This is a genomic window from Methyloversatilis sp., from assembly GCF_965284615.1.
GTDB lineage: Bacteria > Pseudomonadota > Gammaproteobacteria > Burkholderiales > Rhodocyclaceae > Methyloversatilis.
In genome coordinates, this window is record NZ_OZ260098.1 from 1299530 (window position 1) to 1314494 (window position 14965).

General features: G+C 66.7%; 17 protein-coding genes and 1 tRNA gene. 12 read left to right on the top strand and 6 right to left on the bottom strand.

All coding sequences use genetic code 11. The features are described 5' to 3' along the window. Nucleotide 1: 1 nt before the first annotated feature. From pheT to rpoS, 10 genes are all read left to right on the top strand, one after another. Nucleotides 2-2371: a phenylalanine--tRNA ligase subunit beta gene (gene pheT, locus ACQ66H_RS06220; protein ID WP_430433255.1), complete on the top strand. Its 2370-nt coding sequence runs from the start codon at nucleotides 2-4 to the stop codon at nucleotides 2369-2371. Between the two features lie 33 nt (nucleotides 2372-2404). Next, nucleotides 2405-2713, top strand: coding sequence for an integration host factor subunit alpha (locus ACQ66H_RS06225; RefSeq protein WP_008062640.1), 309 nt, complete (start codon nucleotides 2405-2407; stop codon nucleotides 2711-2713). Continuing rightward, on the top strand, nucleotides 2697-3065 hold the full coding sequence (locus ACQ66H_RS06230; RefSeq protein WP_020163956.1) for a MerR family transcriptional regulator: 369 nt from the start codon (nucleotides 2697-2699) through the stop codon (nucleotides 3063-3065). The genes ACQ66H_RS06225 and ACQ66H_RS06230 overlap by 17 nt, the downstream gene beginning before the upstream one ends. 67 nt (nucleotides 3066-3132) lie before the next feature. After that, nucleotides 3133-3209 (top strand) — tRNA-Pro (locus ACQ66H_RS06235). 139 nt (nucleotides 3210-3348) lie between these two features. Then, nucleotides 3349-4236, top strand: a complete 888-nt coding sequence (locus ACQ66H_RS06240; protein WP_430433256.1) for an SLC13 family permease — start codon at nucleotides 3349-3351, stop codon at nucleotides 4234-4236. Continuing rightward, nucleotides 4133-4690 (top strand): SLC13 family permease, encoded by a 558-nt coding sequence (locus tag ACQ66H_RS06245; RefSeq protein ID WP_430433257.1) that lies wholly within the window; start codon nucleotides 4133-4135, stop codon nucleotides 4688-4690. The genes ACQ66H_RS06240 and ACQ66H_RS06245 overlap by 104 nt, the downstream gene beginning before the upstream one ends. Nucleotides 4691-4910: 220 nt before the next feature. Then, nucleotides 4911-5654: a 5'/3'-nucleotidase SurE gene (surE, locus tag ACQ66H_RS06250; RefSeq protein ID WP_020163958.1), complete on the top strand. Its 744-nt coding sequence runs from the start codon at nucleotides 4911-4913 to the stop codon at nucleotides 5652-5654. Next, nucleotides 5651-6307, top strand: a complete 657-nt coding sequence (locus ACQ66H_RS06255) for a protein-L-isoaspartate(D-aspartate) O-methyltransferase (RefSeq protein WP_019919015.1) — start codon at nucleotides 5651-5653, stop codon at nucleotides 6305-6307. The genes surE and ACQ66H_RS06255 overlap by 4 nt, the downstream gene beginning before the upstream one ends. Then, the gene (locus ACQ66H_RS06260; protein WP_430433258.1) at nucleotides 6304-7269 is read left to right on the top strand and encodes a peptidoglycan DD-metalloendopeptidase family protein; all 966 of its coding nucleotides are present in this window, start codon (nucleotides 6304-6306) and stop codon (nucleotides 7267-7269) included. Before ACQ66H_RS06255 ends, ACQ66H_RS06260 begins: the two co-directional genes overlap by 4 nt. Nucleotides 7270-7274: 5 nt before the next feature. Continuing rightward, on the top strand, nucleotides 7275-8228 hold the full coding sequence (gene rpoS, locus ACQ66H_RS06265; RefSeq protein WP_019919013.1) for an RNA polymerase sigma factor RpoS: 954 nt from the start codon (nucleotides 7275-7277) through the stop codon (nucleotides 8226-8228). Between the two features lie 208 nt (nucleotides 8229-8436). On the opposite strand, the gene fliR is transcribed toward rpoS, so the two are convergent. From fliR to ACQ66H_RS06290, 5 genes are all read right to left on the bottom strand, one after another. Then, entirely contained in the window at nucleotides 8437-9210 is a 774-nt protein-coding gene (fliR, locus tag ACQ66H_RS06270; protein ID WP_304003695.1) for a flagellar biosynthetic protein FliR, read from the bottom strand. A 1-nt stretch (nucleotide 9211) separates the two neighbouring features. Beyond that, entirely contained in the window at nucleotides 9212-9481 is a 270-nt protein-coding gene (gene fliQ / locus ACQ66H_RS06275; protein ID WP_430433260.1) for a flagellar biosynthesis protein FliQ, read from the bottom strand. Nucleotides 9482-9493: 12 nt separating this feature from the next. Continuing rightward, nucleotides 9494-10246, bottom strand: a complete 753-nt coding sequence (gene fliP, locus ACQ66H_RS06280; protein WP_430433261.1) for a flagellar type III secretion system pore protein FliP — start codon at nucleotides 10244-10246, stop codon at nucleotides 9494-9496. Next, complete coding sequence (gene fliO, locus ACQ66H_RS06285; RefSeq protein WP_430433262.1) at nucleotides 10243-10644, bottom strand: flagellar biosynthetic protein FliO; 402 nt, start codon at nucleotides 10642-10644, stop codon at nucleotides 10243-10245. The genes fliP and fliO overlap by 4 nt, the downstream gene beginning before the upstream one ends. 109 nt (nucleotides 10645-10753) lie before the next feature. Next, on the bottom strand, nucleotides 10754-11443 hold the full coding sequence (locus ACQ66H_RS06290) for a Crp/Fnr family transcriptional regulator (RefSeq protein ID WP_304010420.1): 690 nt from the start codon (nucleotides 11441-11443) through the stop codon (nucleotides 10754-10756). A 134-nt stretch (nucleotides 11444-11577) separates the two neighbouring features. Here ACQ66H_RS06290 and ACQ66H_RS06295 point away from each other — a divergent pair, with 134 nt between their 5' ends. After that, nucleotides 11578-12402, top strand: a complete 825-nt coding sequence (locus tag ACQ66H_RS06295; protein ID WP_430433263.1) for a quinoprotein dehydrogenase-associated SoxYZ-like carrier — start codon at nucleotides 11578-11580, stop codon at nucleotides 12400-12402. A 9-nt stretch (nucleotides 12403-12411) separates the two neighbouring features. Here ACQ66H_RS06295 and ACQ66H_RS06300 read toward each other — a convergent pair whose 3' ends face one another. After that, the gene (locus ACQ66H_RS06300; protein ID WP_020163964.1) at nucleotides 12412-12603 is read right to left on the bottom strand and encodes a YqaE/Pmp3 family membrane protein; all 192 of its coding nucleotides are present in this window, start codon (nucleotides 12601-12603) and stop codon (nucleotides 12412-12414) included. 138 nt (nucleotides 12604-12741) lie between these two features. Here ACQ66H_RS06300 and ACQ66H_RS06305 point away from each other — a divergent pair, with 138 nt between their 5' ends. After that, entirely contained in the window at nucleotides 12742-14943 is a 2202-nt protein-coding gene (locus ACQ66H_RS06305; protein WP_430433264.1) for a RelA/SpoT family protein, read from the top strand. Nucleotides 14944-14965: the final 22 nt, after the last annotated feature.

Here is a 14965-nt window from a genome sequence, read left to right on the forward strand (position 1 = left end):
CATGCAATTTTCCGAAAAGTGGTTGCGCAGCTTTGTCGATCCGGAGATCGACACCGCCGCGCTGTCTCACCTGCTGACGATGGCCGGCCTCGAAGTCGAGGAACTGGATCCGGCGGCTGCGCCTTTCACCGGCGTCGTGGTTGCGGAAGTGCTGTCAGTGGCACCGCATCCGGACGCGGATCGCCTGCGCGTCTGCCAGGTAAATGCGGGTGGTGAGCCGCTGCAGATCGTCTGTGGCGCACCGAACGTCGCCGCAGGGATGAAGGTGCCCTGCGCCACGGTGGGCGCGAAATTGCCGGGCATCGACATCAAGCGCGCCAAGCTGCGCGGTGTCGAAAGCAGCGGCATGCTGTGTTCGGCACGCGAACTGGGCATCTCGGAAGAGGCCTCCGGTCTGCTCGCGCTGCCGGCCGATGCCCCGGTGGGCACCAGCATCCGTGAGTATCTCGATCTTGATGACAATGTGTTCGTCATCAAGCTCACACCTAACCGGGCGGACTGCTTCGGCATGACCGGCATCGCGCGCGAGGTCGCCGCGTTGACCGGTGCGCCGCTGAGCCTGCCGACCGTTGCCACCGCACCGGTGAGCATCGCCGACGTACTGCCGGTGAAGGTCGAGCACGCCGATCTGTGCGGCCGTTTTTCAGGCCGCGTCATCCGTGGCGTCAACGCCCGGGCGGCAACCCCGGACTGGATGAAGCGTCGCCTGGAGCGCGCCGGCATGCGCTCGATTTCGGTATTGGTCAACATTTCCAACTACGTCATGCTGGAAATGAACCGCCCGAATCACGTTTTCGATCTCGATCGCGTGCAGGGCGGCCTGCATGTGCGCTGGGCGAAGGCGGGTGAAAAGCTGGTGCTGCTGAACGAACAGACCATCGAACTCACCACCGATTGCGGCGTGATCGCCGACGACGCTGGTGTCGAGAGCTTCGCCGGCATCATGGGCGGCGCGTCAACCTCCTGCACCGACGACACGCGCAACGTCTATGTCGAAGCGGCCTTCTGGCTGCCCGATGCGATCCAGGGCCGCGCCCGTCGTTACGCCTTCTCCAGCGAAGCGGCGCATCGTTTCGAGCGTGGCGTCGATTTCGCCGACACGGTGGCCGGTGTCGAGCGCGTCAGTCAGCTCATCCTCGAACTGTGTGGCGGCCAGGCGGGTCCGGTCGATGACCAGATCACCGCACTGCCGTCGCGCGATCCGGTTCGCCTGCGTCCGGCCCGCGCGGCGCGCGTGCTCGGCATCCGTTTCAGCGACGACCAGATCGCTGCGCTGCTCGGCCGCCTTGGCCTCGCGTTCTCGCGCGATGGCAGTGATTTCATCGTGCAGCCGCCGAGCTGGCGCTTCGATCTGCGCATCGAGGAAGACCTGATCGAGGAACTGGCGCGTCTGCACGGTTACGACAACATCCCGACCGTGCCGCCGGTGGGGCGCCTGGCGATGCCGGTGTTGCCGGAAGCGCGACGCGGCGCGTTTGCGCTGCGTCACCTGCTGGCTGACCGCGATTACCAGGAGGTGATCAATTTCGCCTTCGTCGAACGTCGCTGGGAAAGCGACTTCGCAGGCAACGACGCGCCGGTCGTGCTCGCCAATCCGATCGCCAGCCAGATGTCCGTCATGCGCTCGACGCTGATCGGTGGTCTGGTCGACAACGTTGCCACCAACCGCCGTCGCCAGACCGAGCGCGTGCGCGTGTTCGAGATCGGCCGCTGCTTCGCGAAGGATGCCGGTGCCCAGCCGGTTGCCGGCTATGCACAGACGCTGCGTATCGCTGCGCTTGCCTGGGGCGGTGACAGTGCCGAACAGTGGGGCGTCGCTACGCGTGCGGTCAACTTCTTCGACGTGAAGGCCGACATCGAGGCGCTGCTGTGGCCGCGTCAGGCGACCTTCGCGGTGGCGCGTCATCCCGCTCTGCATCCGGGGCGATCTGCATCGGTCAGCCTCGACGGACAGGTCATCGGCTGCATCGGAGAGCTGCACCCGGAACTGGTCCAGCGTTACGAGCTGGGTTCGGCGCCGGTGCTGTTCGAACTCGATATCGAACCTCTGCTCGAAGTGCCGATGCCGGCCCATCGCACGCTGTCGCGTCAGCCCTCGGTGCGTCGCGACATCGCGCTGCTGCTGCCGCGGACGACCGCCGCATCGGCTGTGCTCGACGGTCTGCGGAACGTCGCGGCAGGCATCGTGCAGGAGATTGCACTGTTCGACCTGTATCAGGGCAAAGGCATTGCAGATACGGAAAAAAGCTTTGCTTTCCGTATACTTATGCAAGATACTGAACGTACTTTGGCGGACGCGGAAGTTGACGCGGCCGTGCAGGAACTGGTGAGCTATGCACAGCGTGAGTTCGGGGCAAGGCTGCGCGCCTGAGGCGGCAGGGCGACAGAAGTTGAAGGGAGCCGCATGACCACACTGACCAAGGCCGAACTGGCGGAGATGCTGTTCGAACAGGTAGGGCTGAACAAGCGCGAAGCCAAAGATATGGTCGAAGCATTTTTTGACGAGATCCGCGATGCGCTTGAAAGCGGCGACGGCGTGAAGCTGTCGGGCTTCGGCAATTTCCAGCTGCGCGACAAGCCGCAGCGGCCCGGCCGCAACCCGAAAACCGGCGAAGAGATTCCGATCACGGCGCGGCGCGTCGTCACCTTTCATGCCAGTCAGAAACTGAAGTCGGCAGTCGAGGGCATCGCCTACGATGGAAACGACGAATAAGGAATCGCAGGCGCTGCCTGCAATTCCTGCCAAGCGCTATTTCACGATCGGCGAGGTCAGCGAACTGTGCGGCGTGAAGCCGCACGTGCTGCGCTACTGGGAACAGGAATTCACCCAGCTCAAGCCGGTGAAGCGGCGCGGCAACCGGCGCTACTACCAGCACCACGAAGTGCTGCTGGTGCGCCGTATCCGCCAGTTGCTGTACGAGGAAGGCTTCACCATCAGCGGCGCGCGCAACCGGCTCGACGATTCCGATCCGCGTGCGGCGGCAGCCGACGCTGCATCGACCGGCGGCATCGATGTCGCGGCGCTGCGCAGCGAACTCGAAGCGCTGCGCGATCTGTTGAGCTGAACGCGCTTCATTTTTAGCTCATCGGACCCCTCAAGCGGCAGTCCGCTGTTATACTTGCAGGCTGAGTCGGGGCGTAGCGCAGCCTGGTAGCGCACTTGCATGGGGTGCAAGGGGTCGCGAGTTCGAATCCCGCCGCCCCGACCATTTGTTTTTCCGGCAGTACTGATGCACTGGCCGATCTGCTCAAGCCGTTCCGTTCCGGAACGGCTTTTTGCTTTCTGGCGGTCACCGTGGCGGAGCGTTGCGGAGCGCGCCGTCGTATTGCTCCGCACGGAGGAAGTCCATGCGCATGCCCGCTCTGTCCGTGCAGATGACCGGCGGCGTGGCGGGGACGTTAATCGCGCTGACGGTCTATGTCCTTGGTCCGGCCGATGACGCCCTGCGCGCTGGTCTGGCCATCTTCGTGCTGATCGGCGCACTGTGGCTGACCCAGGCGCTCCCACTGACCCTCACCGCGCTGCTGGTGCCGTTGTGCGCGGTGCTGTCGGGTCTGATGAGCGTACAGCAGGCGCTCGCGCCCTTTGCCCATCCCATCATTTTCCTGTTCCTCGGTGGCTTCGCGCTCGCCGCCGCATTGTCTCGGCATGGCCTCGATCGTCTGCTTGCACGTCGTGTGATGGCCCTCGCCGGCGGACGCCGTCTGCGCGCCCATCTGCTGCTGTTCGGGCTCGTTGCCGCGCTGTCGATGTGGATCAGCAACACGGCGGCGGCCGTCATGGCGCTGCCGCTTGCGCTCGGACTGCTACCCGCCACGGCGGATGCGCGCGAGCGCACCTTCGTGCTTCTCGGGGTCGCCTACAGCGCCAGCATAGGCGGCATCGGCACTCTGGTCGGCAGCCCGCCAAACGCCATCGCGGCGGCGCAGGCGGGAATCGGCTTCGCCGAGTGGATGCGCTTCGGCATTCCGGCGGTGCTGCTGCTTATGCCGCTGATGGTCGGTGTGCTGTGGCTCCTGTTGCGGCCACCTGTTGAACGGCGACGCGCCCTTGCTGGCGGACGAGCATTACGCCTGGACACCGGGCGCGCTTCTGACGCTCATCGTGTTTGCCTGCGCGGTGCTGGCCTGGGTGTTCGGCGCCCCGCTCGGTCGCCTGCTCGGTGTGGCCGGCGACATCGATGCGCTGATTGCACTGATCGTGCTCATCGCACTGGTGGCCGGCCGGGCGGTTGAGTGGAAGGACGTCGAGCGGCAGACGGAGTGGGGTGTGCTGCTGCTGTTCGGCGGTGGGCTTGCACTCGGTGCCGTGCTAGGAAGCAGCGGCGCAAGCAGCTATCTGTCCGACCGTCTGCTGGGCGTGATGGTCAACGCGCCCGGCTGGCTGATCGTGCTCGGCGTGGTGGCCTTCGTGGTCATGTTGACCGAGCTGGTGAGTAACACCGCTACCGCGGCGCTGCTGGTGCCCTTGCTCGTCGCGTTGGCACCCGACGTCGGCCTCGATCCGCGAGGACTGGCGGTAGCAGTGGCGATTTCGGCGTCCTGTGCCTTCATGCTGCCGGTCGCCACGCCGCCGAACGCTCTGGTGTTCGGCACCGGCGACGTGGCGGCGCGCGACATGATGCGGTGCGGGCTGCTGCTCAACCTGGTCTGCATCCTGGTGATTTCCGCGCTCGTCGGCGTGCTCTGAACGCGTCCGGACGGCTGTGCGCGGCGCCGTGCTATAGTCCGCGGCTGATTTCGCGGGGCTCCGGCAGGGCGTGCGGCGGTGTGCCGGCAAGCCCGACGGCAAGGCCTCGCGCCGTTTTCCCATGTGCGTCGCCGACATCCGGACCGCAATCCGGCCGCAGCTCCGGCGCACTCGACCGGCACCCAGGCGTCCGGTCGCAACCTTCGTTCCGCAGCCTTTCATGCGCATCCTGTTGTCCAACGACGACGGCTACTTTGCCCCCGGCCTCGAGGCGCTCGCCCGTGCGCTGACAGAGGTCGGTGATGTGACCGTCGTGGCCCCCGAGGCCGACCGCAGCGGCGCCAGCAATTCCCTTACGCTGGACCGCCCCCTCATCCTGCGCCGCGCGCGCAACGGTTTTTATTATGTCAATGGCACGCCGTCGGACTGTGTGCACCTGGCAGTGACCGGCATGCTCGACCATCTGCCGGACATCGTCGTGTCCGGCATCAACGACGGCGCGAACATGGGTGACGACACCATCTACTCGGGCACCGTCGCCGCCGCCACCGAGGGCTTTCTGCTCGGCGTGCCTGCGATCGCCATGTCGATGACACGCAAGGGCAGTGCGCACTACGAAACCGCCGCCCGCATTGCCTGCGATCTGGTGCGCCGCCTGACTGAGCGACCCTTCGCGGCGCCGGTGCTGCTCAATGTGAACGTGCCCGACCTGTCGACCGAGGAACTGAAGGGCATACAGATCACCCGCCTGGGTCGGCGCCACAAGGCGGAGCCGGTGGTGCGCACGATCAACCCGCGCAACGAGACTGTTTACTGGGTCGGCGCCGCCGGTGCCGCGCAGGACGCCGGCGACGGCACCGATTTCCACGCAACGGCGAACGGCTTTGCGTCGATCACGCCGCTGCAGATCGACCTCACGCACGTGGCCCAGATGGGGCAGGTCCGGGACTGGCTGGGCGCATGACGTCGAAGGACGAGAGCCTCGCGCTGACGCGCGCACGGGCGCGCATGGTCGATCGACTGCGTGCCTCAGGCATCCGCGACGAGGGCGTGCTGGCGGCAATGCAGGCCATTCCGCGCCACCAGTTCGTTGAAGAGGCGCTGCGCAGCCGGGCCTACGAAGACACGGCGCTGCCGCTCGGTTATCAGCAGACCATTTCGCAGCCCTTCATCGTCGCGCGCATGATTGAACTTCTGCGCGTCGGCGGACGTCCTCTCGGCAAGACGCTCGAAGTCGGTGCGGGCTGCGGTTACCAGGCGGCCGTGCTGTCGAAGCTGGCCAAGGACGTCTATGCCGTCGAGCGCATCGCGCCGCTGCTCGAACTGGCCAAGCGCAATCTGCGTCCGCTGCGTCTGCCCAATGTGCGCCTGAAACATGCGGATGGCACCGTCGGTCTGGCTGCCGAAGCGCCCTTCGATACAATCATCGTCGCCGCGGCGGCCACCACCGTTCCGATGCCGCTGCTCGAACAGCTGGCCGAAGGTGGCCGCCTCATCCTGCCGGTGGGCGCGGGTGACCAGACGCTGCGCATGATCGAGCATCAGCCGCAGCACCGCTTTGTCGAATCGAAACTGGATGCGGTGCGCTTCGTGCCGCTCCTGCCGGGGGTTGAATGAATAGAAGGCTGTGTGCGCTGTCCGTCGTGAGCCTGCTGCTGGCCGCCTGCGCCGGCACGCGTCCGGCTCCGGTGGAGGATCGCACTTCGGCGCCGGCTGCCGCACCGACGACGGTGCCGGCAGCGACCGCAGCGCCGGCTGCACGTGCCGGCTTCCACATCGTGTCCAAGGGCGAAACGCTTTACAGCATCGCGCTGGAGCACGGTCAGGACTGGCGCGATCTGGTCATCTGGAACCGCATCGAGAACCCCAATCTGATCCGCGTCGGGCAGGAACTGCGCGTCGCGCCGCCGGACGGTGCGGTCGAGATTCGTCCAATCGTGACGCCGGGTGCGGTCGAGTCCCGACCGCTCGAGCCGGCACCGCAGCAAGCCGCGGCGGCCGCTGCACCGGCCGCGGAACCGGCTAACAGTCCTGTGCTGAAGCGTGAGCCGCGCGGTGGAGTCGAAGCCTATTCGGAAGAGGCGCTGGCGCGCATGAAGGGGGCGCCACTGGCGGCAGCCACCGCGGCGCCGACACCGGCTGCGGCCGCGGCCGCGACGACGCCGGCAGTACCCGTCGTCGCGCCCGAGTCGTCCCGCTCGGAAGACGGTATCGAATGGAGCTGGCCGGCGCAGGGCCGCATCATCGGCCGCTTCGGTGAAGGATCGGGCAAGGGCGTGGACGTCAGCGGCAAGCTCGGCGATCCGGTGCTCGCTGCGGCTGGCGGACGTGTCGTGTATGCGGGCGAGGCGATGCGCGGTTATGGCAAACTGGTCATCATCAAGCATGACAACACCTATCTGTCCGCGTACGCGCACAACAGCAAAATCCTGGTTCAGGAACGCGATACGGTGAAACGCGGACAAAGGATAGCCGAGCTCGGTGACACCGATACCGAAGCCGGCAAGCCCCGGCTGCACTTCGAAATACGGCGCCAGGGCAAGCCCGTCGATCCGCTGAAGTATCTGCCACCGAGATAGCCGCCATGTCCGATCTGTCGCTGCCTGATGATGCCGAACCCGTCGAGCCCATCGAGGACGACGCGGCGATCAGCGACATCGACACGCCGGAAGCGGTGGTCGAGGCGGTCGAGCCCGCCGAGGCGGAGTTCTTCGGCGATGCGACCCAGCTCTACCTGAACGAGATCGGCGCCAATCCGCTGCTGACGCCGGAAGAGGAGCTGTCGCTGTCGCGCCGCGTGCGCCTCGGCGACTTCGAGGCGCGGCAGATCATGATCGAGCGCAACCTGCGTCTGGTCGTCAATATCGCCAAGCACTACCTGAACCGCGGCATGCCGCTGCTCGATCTGGTCGAGGAGGGCAATCTCGGCCTGATCCACGCGCTGGAGAAATTCGACCCGGAGCGCGGTTTCCGCTTCTCGACCTACGCCACCTGGTGGATACGGCAGAACATCGAGCGCGCGATCATGAACCAGTCGCGCACGATACGGCTGCCGGTACACGTGGTGAAGGAGCTGAACCAGGTGCTGCGCGCAATGCGCAGCCTGGAGTCGCGCAGCGGCGGCGACTGCTGCGCCGAGGACATTGCGCAGCTGCTGGCCAAACCGGTCGAGGACGTGCGGCACATCCTGTCGCTGAACGAGCACACCGCCTCGCTGGACGCGCCGCTGGACATCGACCCCTCGCTGTCGATCGGCGAATCGCTGGCCGACGACGAGCAGGACGGGCCGGATGTGCAGATCCAGAACGCCGAGATCGGCTCACTCGTACACACCTGGATTTCCCAGCTCGGCGACAAGCAGCGCACGGTGATCGAGTACCGCTACGGCATCAATGGCTGCGAGATTGCCACGCTGGAAGAGCTGGCCGAGCGACTGGGCCTGACGCGGGAGCGGGTGCGCCAGATCCAGCTCGAAGCGCTGGCGCAGCTGCGCAAGATATTGCGGCGGGCGGGGGTGTCGAGGGATGTGCTGTTGTAGCGTCCGGGGGGCGTGAGGTTGGCCCGTTCGTCAGGCGCGAAGCAGTGCTTCGCGAAACCCCATTGGAAGGAGTGCCGGCCCTGCATGGCCGGCCCGTTCGGCAGGCGCGAAGCAATGCTTCGCGAAACCCCTGCCTCACCCCCAGGGCTGGCCCTGCATGGCCAGCCCGTTCGGGAGGCGGCGAGCAGTGCTCGCCGAAGTCCCTCCCTCACCCCATCGCCAGCTGCGCTACGGTGCGCAGGCCGTAGTCGAACAGTTGCTGCAGCGCCGGGGCGAAGAAGGGCATCGACAGCAGCAGCATGACGAAACCGGCGATCAGCGTGACCGGGAAGCCGATCGCGAACAGGTTCAACGTCGGCGCGGCGCGGGTCAGTATGGCCAGTGCGATGTTCACCACCAGCAGCGCCGCGATCACCGGCAGTGCGAGCATCACGCCGGCCGAGAAGATGGTGCTGCCCCAGCGTGCGATCGCCATCCAGCCGTTGGCCGGGAACAGGTCGGCGCCGACCGGCCACCATTCGAAGCTGTTGCCGATCACCGCCAGCAACATCAGGTGGCCGTTGATCGATAGGAAGATGAGCATCGCGAGCAGGCCAAGGAATTCGGAAATCACCGGCGACTGCGCGGCGTTGTCCGGATCGTAGAACATCGCGAAGCCCAGACCCATCTGCAGACCGATCAGCTCGCCAGCCAGATCGATCGCGGTAAACACGACGCGCATCGAGAAGCCGAGCGCGATGCCGATCAGCATCTGCTGCAGCAACGCGAGCAGACCCGGCCACGAACCGACGATCAGTCCCGAGGGCGGCAGCGCGGGGATCAGCGCCAGCGTCATCGCCGCGCCGAAGCCCATGCGGATGCGCGCTGGAATCGCGCGATTGCTCAGGATGGGTGCGGTCGCGATCAGCCCCATGATGCGGGCCAGCGGAAACAGGAAGCCCGCCATCCACAGGTCGAGCTGGGCGGCGGACAGATTGATCACTTCAGCCGATCAGCGACGGAATGGACGAGTAGAGCCGGCGGATGTAGTCGGTCATCAGCGTGATCATCCACGGCCCGGCCAGCACGATGACCAGGAACACCGCGATCAGCTTCGGGATGAAGGAAAGCGTCATTTCGTTCACCTGCGTCGCCGCCTGGAAGATGCTGACGAGCAGGCCGGTCACCAGCGCGGCGCCCAGCATCGGCGCCGAAATGATGAGCAGGATTTCGACCGCGTGGCGACCGATGTTGACGACGGTGGTGGGGGTCATGGTACGGCTCCTTCAGATCTGGCCGAAGCTGGACACCAGCGTGCCGAGTATCAGGTTCCAGCCATCGACCAGCACGAACAGCATCAGCTTGAACGGCAGCGACACGATGACCGGCGACATCATCATCATGCCCATCGACATCAGCACCGACGCGACCACCATGTCGATGATGATGAAGGGGATGAACACGATGAAGCCGATCTGGAACGCCGTCTTCAGCTCCGACGTGACGTAGGCGGGCACGACGACGCGCATCGGCAGTTCTTCCTGGCTGGCCACCTTGGGCGTGTTCGACAGTCGCATGAACAGCTCGACGTCGGGCTCGCGCACCTGCTTCAGCATGAAGGTCTTCAGCGGCTTTGAGCCGATATCCAGCGCCTGTTCGAAGGTGATGCGGTTCTCCGACAGCGGCTGGTAGGCGTTGGCGTAAATCTGCTCGCCGACCGGCGCCATGATGAAGAAGGTGAGGAACATCGCCAGCCCGATCAGCACCTGGTTGGGCGGGCTGCTCTGCGTGCCGATGGCCTGGCGCATCAGCGACAGCACGATGATGATGCGGGTGAAGCTGGTCATCATCAGCAGCACCGCCGGCAGGAAGGACAGACTGGTCAGCAGCAGCAGCGTCTGTATCGACAGCGACCAGTTGGTACCGCCGCCGGGCGCCGGCGTGCTGGTCAGCGCCGGCATCGACTGCGCCAGCACCTCCGGGGCAATTACGGCGGCGACCACACCGGCGCCGAGCAGCGGAAGCAGGCGGCGCGTCATGAGCGGGGCGCCTTCAGCCGGGCGAGCAGCGCGCCGAAATCGGGGGCGCCCGGCTGTGCGCTGTCCTGCTGCAGCTCACCGCGCGGCAGCGTGGCGATGCCGGTCACCGAACCGGGGGCGACACCGACCACCAGCCAGTGCTCGCCGATTTCCAGCAGCAGCACGCGCTCGCGCGAGCCGACGGCGATGCCGCCGACCGTGCGTATCGGTGCCGGCCCTGCCAGCTTGCCGCCGGAAATGCGGCGCAGCAGCCACAACACCGCGAACAGCGCCGCCAGCACGACGCCGAGCGCGCCCAGCATCTGGATCACCGCGCCGGCGCCGCTCGTCGGTGCCGCGGGTGCCGTCGCGTCGGCGGCGTGCAGTGCGCCACTCGATGCGAGCAACAGGAAGGCCATGCGTATCTTCATGGCCGCAGGTTAACGCGCGGGCCACCTTGGCCAGACCGGGAATAGACCCGGTTTCAGGCGGCAATTTCTGCCGCCGTCGCGTGGCCGTCCGCTGCGCTCAGCCCTCGGCGGCCAGCGCCGTCAGCGCCTCGCGCTCGCGCACCTCGATGCGGCCGCGCGTCATCGCGATCCAGTTGCGCCGCTCCCACTGTTTCAGGATGCGGCCTACCGGTTCGCGCGTGCTGCCGAGGTCGGTGGCGATGCGACTCTGCGTGTCCTCGAGCGCTGCGCCGTCGGCCGTGCGCGCGAGCAGCAGGTCGGCCAGGCGGGCGTCGAGGCGGCGGAATTTCAGTTCGTCGAGCAGGGCGATCATGTCCGACAGCAGCCGGCCATAGTGTTCGAAAACGAACTGGCGGAATACGTCCGAGGTGTTCAGCAACTTGCGGAAGGTGGCGCCCGCGATCGCCACCTCGCGCAGGTCGGTTTCCGCCGTGCTGGCGGCCGGGTAGCGCGCCACGCCGAGCAGGCAGGAGGTGGTGAGCACGCAGGAATCACCCGGGCCTACGCGGTACAGCAGCACTTCGCGGCCATTGGCCGACAGCCGCTGGATGCGTGACCAGCCCTCGATGCGCAGGATGAAGTTGTTGCAGGCGTCGCCTTCGCGGTAGCCGGTCTCGCCTGCCGACAGCCGCACCTCGAAACTGTTGGCGAGCAATTCCTCGCGTGCCGCTGGCTCGAGGTCGGCGAGCCGCGGGAAGTGCGTGATCCAGTCGCGCCATTGGCCGGGCGCGCCGACGTATCGGCTCATGGCTCTTCCTCCATCGGGAATCGTTGTTGTCGCGGGATGCTATCCCGCCGGTGCGGGGTGAATGTGACTAAGTCGCAGATCGCTGATGCGGCGGCGCGTTCAATCGCAGTCAAACGACAACGGAGGAGACCGCCATGCCCCTGAATTCCTTGCGCGCGCTGCTGTGCGCCTGCACCGCGCTGTGGCTGCTGCCGGCCGGTGCGGTCAACGAGCCCTCGTCCGACACCGAAGTCTGGCAGGGCGTGCGGGCCACGGTGTTCGCCGGACGCGAAATCGTCGAGTCGAACGAGGTGATCGAGATCGAGGCGCCCTTCCGTGCCGAGGACGCCGCCGTGGTGCCGGTGGCGCTGCGTGCGCGGATCGACCAGACGCCGCAGCGGCACATCCGCAAGCTGTGGCTCATCATCGACGGCAACCCGACGCCGGTGGCGGCAGCGATCACATTGAGCCCGGAGGCGGGGCGCGCCGACATCGAAACCCGCGTCCGCGTCGAGCAATACACCTGGATGCGTGCCGTGGCCGAAACCAGCGACGGCAAGCTGCACGCCTCAAGCAAGTTCGTGCGCGCCTCCGGCGGCTGTTCGGCGCCGGCTGGCAAGGACTTCGAAGAGGCGATGGCGCGGCTGGGCAAGATGAAGCTCAAGGTCGAGAACGACGCCGGAAGCGCCGCGGCCGCGACGCTGATGGTCAGTCACCCGAATATGAACGGCATGCAGATGGATCAGGTCACCCGCCACTTCACGCCGGCCCACTTCGTGCGCCGCATCGAGGTGAGCTACGCCGGCCGCACGCTGCTGACGGCCGACGTCAACTTCGCGCTGAGCGAAAACCCGCAGCTGCGCTTCCAGTTCAAGCCGCAGGAAGGTGGCGAACTGCAGGCGAAGGTGATCGATTCGAAGGAGCTCACCTTCACCCAGACCGTCGCGGTGAAGGGTGGCGCGCTCGCCAGTTCGAAGTGAGTCGGACGCTCAGCGCCGGCTGAGCGCTTCCTCGATCTTCTTTTCGGTCTTGTACTGGCTCAGCGCATAGACCGCCCACAGCGCAGCCGGAATCCATCCGAGCAGCGTGAGCTGCAGGATGAGACAGATGATGCCGGCCACCGGGCGGCCGATGGTGAAGAACACCATGAAGGGCAGGAAGATTGCGAGCAGCAGTCGCATGCGGAACTCCGGGCTGGGCGTGTTGAGCGCAACGGTACAAGATTCGCGGCCCGAGTTGAAGCCCGCGGCAGCGTGCGCGGAACCAGCGATGCTGCTCCGCCGCAAGCGGCCTGTCAGCTAATCCGGGATAATCGCGGCATGGTATCTGTCGTTCATTCCCTCTCCAGCGCCGACGCGGCGCGCACCACACTCGAATTGCTGACCGACGGTCTGGGCGACGCCGAAGCGGACACCCTGCGCCGCGCTCACGACATGGTGACGCCGCTGTACGCCGAGCGCTGGCTCGGCACCGGCGAGCCGATGCACGAGCACGTGGTCGGCCAGGCGCTGATCTGCGCCTCGCTGCGGCTCGACCTCGAAACCCGGCTGGCGGCCCTGCTGTTTCCGCTGCACGAGGTGCGGGACGATGCCGGCGAACACATCGCTGCCCAGTACGGCCCGGCGGTCGCCGAACTGGTCGCCGGCCTGCAGCGGCTCGACAACCTGCGCCTGATCACCCGCGCCCATGCTTCGCAGAGCGTGACCGGCAGCGACGCCGGCGGCGATCAGGCCGAGGTGCTGCGCAAGATGGTGCTGGCCATGGTGGCCGACGTGCGCGTCGTCATGCTGCGCCTCGCTTCGCGGGTGCAGAGCCTGCGCTGGCTCACGGCCCACCCGAACGACGACCGCCTCGACATGGCGCGCGAATCGCTCGACATCTATGCGCCGCTGGCCAACCGGCTGGGCGTCTGGCAGCTCAAGTGGGAACTGGAAGACCTGTCCTTCCGCTTCCTCGAACCCGACACCTACAAGCGCATTGCCAAGCAGCTCGACGAGAAGCGGGTCGAGCGCGAGGCCTTCATCGCCGACGCGATGGTGAAGCTGAAGGCCGAGCTGGAGGCGGCCGGCATCAAGGCCGAGATCCAGGGGCGGCCGAAGCACATCTACAGCATCTGGAACAAGATGCGGGCGAAGAAGCTGGAGTTCTCCGAGGTGTACGACGTGCGTGCGCTGCGCGTGCTGGTCGATTCGGTGCGCGACTGCTACGGCGCGCTCGGCGTCGTGCACCAGCTCTGGCATCCGCTGCCGCGCGAGTTCGACGACTACATCGCGCAGCCCAAGGGCAACAACTACCAGTCGCTGCACACCGCGGTGATCGCGCCCGACGGCCGCTCGCTCGAAGTGCAGATCCGTACGCGCGACATGCACCGCCACGCCGAGATGGGTGTCGCTGCGCACTGGCGCTACAAGGAAGGGTCGGGGCAGGACAAGGACTACGACGACAAGATCGCCTGGCTGCGCCAGCTGCTGTCCTGGCGCGACGAAATCGCCGACCACTCGGAGTGGGTGGAACAGTTCAAGCGCGCCGCGCTCGACGACACCATCTATGTGCTGACGCCGCAGGGCAAGGTGATCGACCTGCCGCAGGGTGCGACCCCGGTCGATTTCGCCTACCGCCTGCATACAGACCTCGGCCACCGCTGCCGTGGTGCCCGCGTGAACGGCCAGCTGGTGCCGCTCAACACGCCGCTCGACAACGGCCAGCGGGTGGAGATCATCGCCGCCAAGCAGGGCGGGCCGTCGCGCGACTGGTTGGTGCCGCAGCAGGGCTACATCACCACGCACAACGCGCGGGTGAAGGTGCGCCGCTGGTTCGCCCAGATCGAGGAGGGCGAAACGCTGGCCCAGGGCCGTGCCTGGCTGGCGCGCGAACTGGCGCGCGAGGGCGCGAGCCAGACCAGTCTGGAAGAGCTGTCGCAGAAGCTGGGCTACAACAGCGTCGATGCGATGCACATCGCCTGCGCGCACGGCGAGGTCGGGCCGCGCGCCATTCACGTCGCGCTGAAGGGCGAGGAGCCGCCGCCGGACGAGCCGGAAATCAAGCCGCGCGCCCCGCGCGCTACCGGCGAGCGCGGCGTGCTGGTCGAGGGGGTCGGCAAGCTGCTGACCCAGCTCGGTCGCTGCTGCAAGCCGGCACCGCCGGACCCGATCTCCGGCTTCGTCACCCGCGGCCGCGGCGTGGCCATCCACCGCAGCGACTGCCCGAACTACATCAATATGGTGGCGCGCAACCCGGAGCGGGTGATCGACGCGCAATGGGGCGAAGTGGCCGGCCGCGACCCGGACGCCCGCTTCGCTGCAGACATCCACGTCGAGGCGCACGACCGCCAGGGCCTGCTGCGCGACATTTCCGAAGTGCTGTCGCGCGAGAAGATCAACGTGACCGCGGTCAGCACGCAGTCCAAGGCCGGTATGGCGCGCATGAGCTTCACCGTCGAGATCGCCGGCGTCGGGCAGATCCAGAAGGTGCTCGGGCTGATCCGCGACGTCAACGGCGTGGTCGAGACGCGGCGCGGCTGATTGCCGGCGCGCCGACGAACCG

Coding starts and splice junctions, on each gene's coding strand:
- pheT (WP_430433255.1), top strand. CDS start 2: ATGCAATTTTCCGAAAAGTGGTTGCGCAGCTTTGTCGATCCGGAGATC.
- ACQ66H_RS06225 (WP_008062640.1), top strand. CDS start 2,405: ATGACCACACTGACCAAGGCCGAACTGGCGGAGATGCTGTTCGAACAG.
- ACQ66H_RS06230 (WP_020163956.1), top strand. CDS start 2,697: ATGGAAACGACGAATAAGGAATCGCAGGCGCTGCCTGCAATTCCTGCC.
- ACQ66H_RS06240 (WP_430433256.1), top strand. CDS start 3,349: ATGCGCATGCCCGCTCTGTCCGTGCAGATGACCGGCGGCGTGGCGGGG.
- surE (WP_020163958.1), top strand. CDS start 4,911: ATGCGCATCCTGTTGTCCAACGACGACGGCTACTTTGCCCCCGGCCTC.
- ACQ66H_RS06255 (WP_019919015.1), top strand. CDS start 5,651: ATGACGTCGAAGGACGAGAGCCTCGCGCTGACGCGCGCACGGGCGCGC.
- ACQ66H_RS06260 (WP_430433258.1), top strand. CDS start 6,304: ATGAATAGAAGGCTGTGTGCGCTGTCCGTCGTGAGCCTGCTGCTGGCC.
- rpoS (WP_019919013.1), top strand. CDS start 7,275: ATGTCCGATCTGTCGCTGCCTGATGATGCCGAACCCGTCGAGCCCATC.
- fliQ (WP_430433260.1), bottom strand. CDS start 9,481: ATGACCCCCACCACCGTCGTCAACATCGGTCGCCACGCGGTCGAAATC.
- fliP (WP_430433261.1), bottom strand. CDS start 10,246: ATGACGCGCCGCCTGCTTCCGCTGCTCGGCGCCGGTGTGGTCGCCGCC.
- fliO (WP_430433262.1), bottom strand. CDS start 10,644: ATGGCCTTCCTGTTGCTCGCATCGAGTGGCGCACTGCACGCCGCCGAC.
- ACQ66H_RS06290 (WP_304010420.1), bottom strand. CDS start 11,443: ATGAGCCGATACGTCGGCGCGCCCGGCCAATGGCGCGACTGGATCACG.
- ACQ66H_RS06295 (WP_430433263.1), top strand. CDS start 11,578: ATGCCCCTGAATTCCTTGCGCGCGCTGCTGTGCGCCTGCACCGCGCTG.
- ACQ66H_RS06300 (WP_020163964.1), bottom strand. CDS start 12,603: ATGCGACTGCTGCTCGCAATCTTCCTGCCCTTCATGGTGTTCTTCACC.
- ACQ66H_RS06305 (WP_430433264.1), top strand. CDS start 12,742: ATGGTATCTGTCGTTCATTCCCTCTCCAGCGCCGACGCGGCGCGCACC.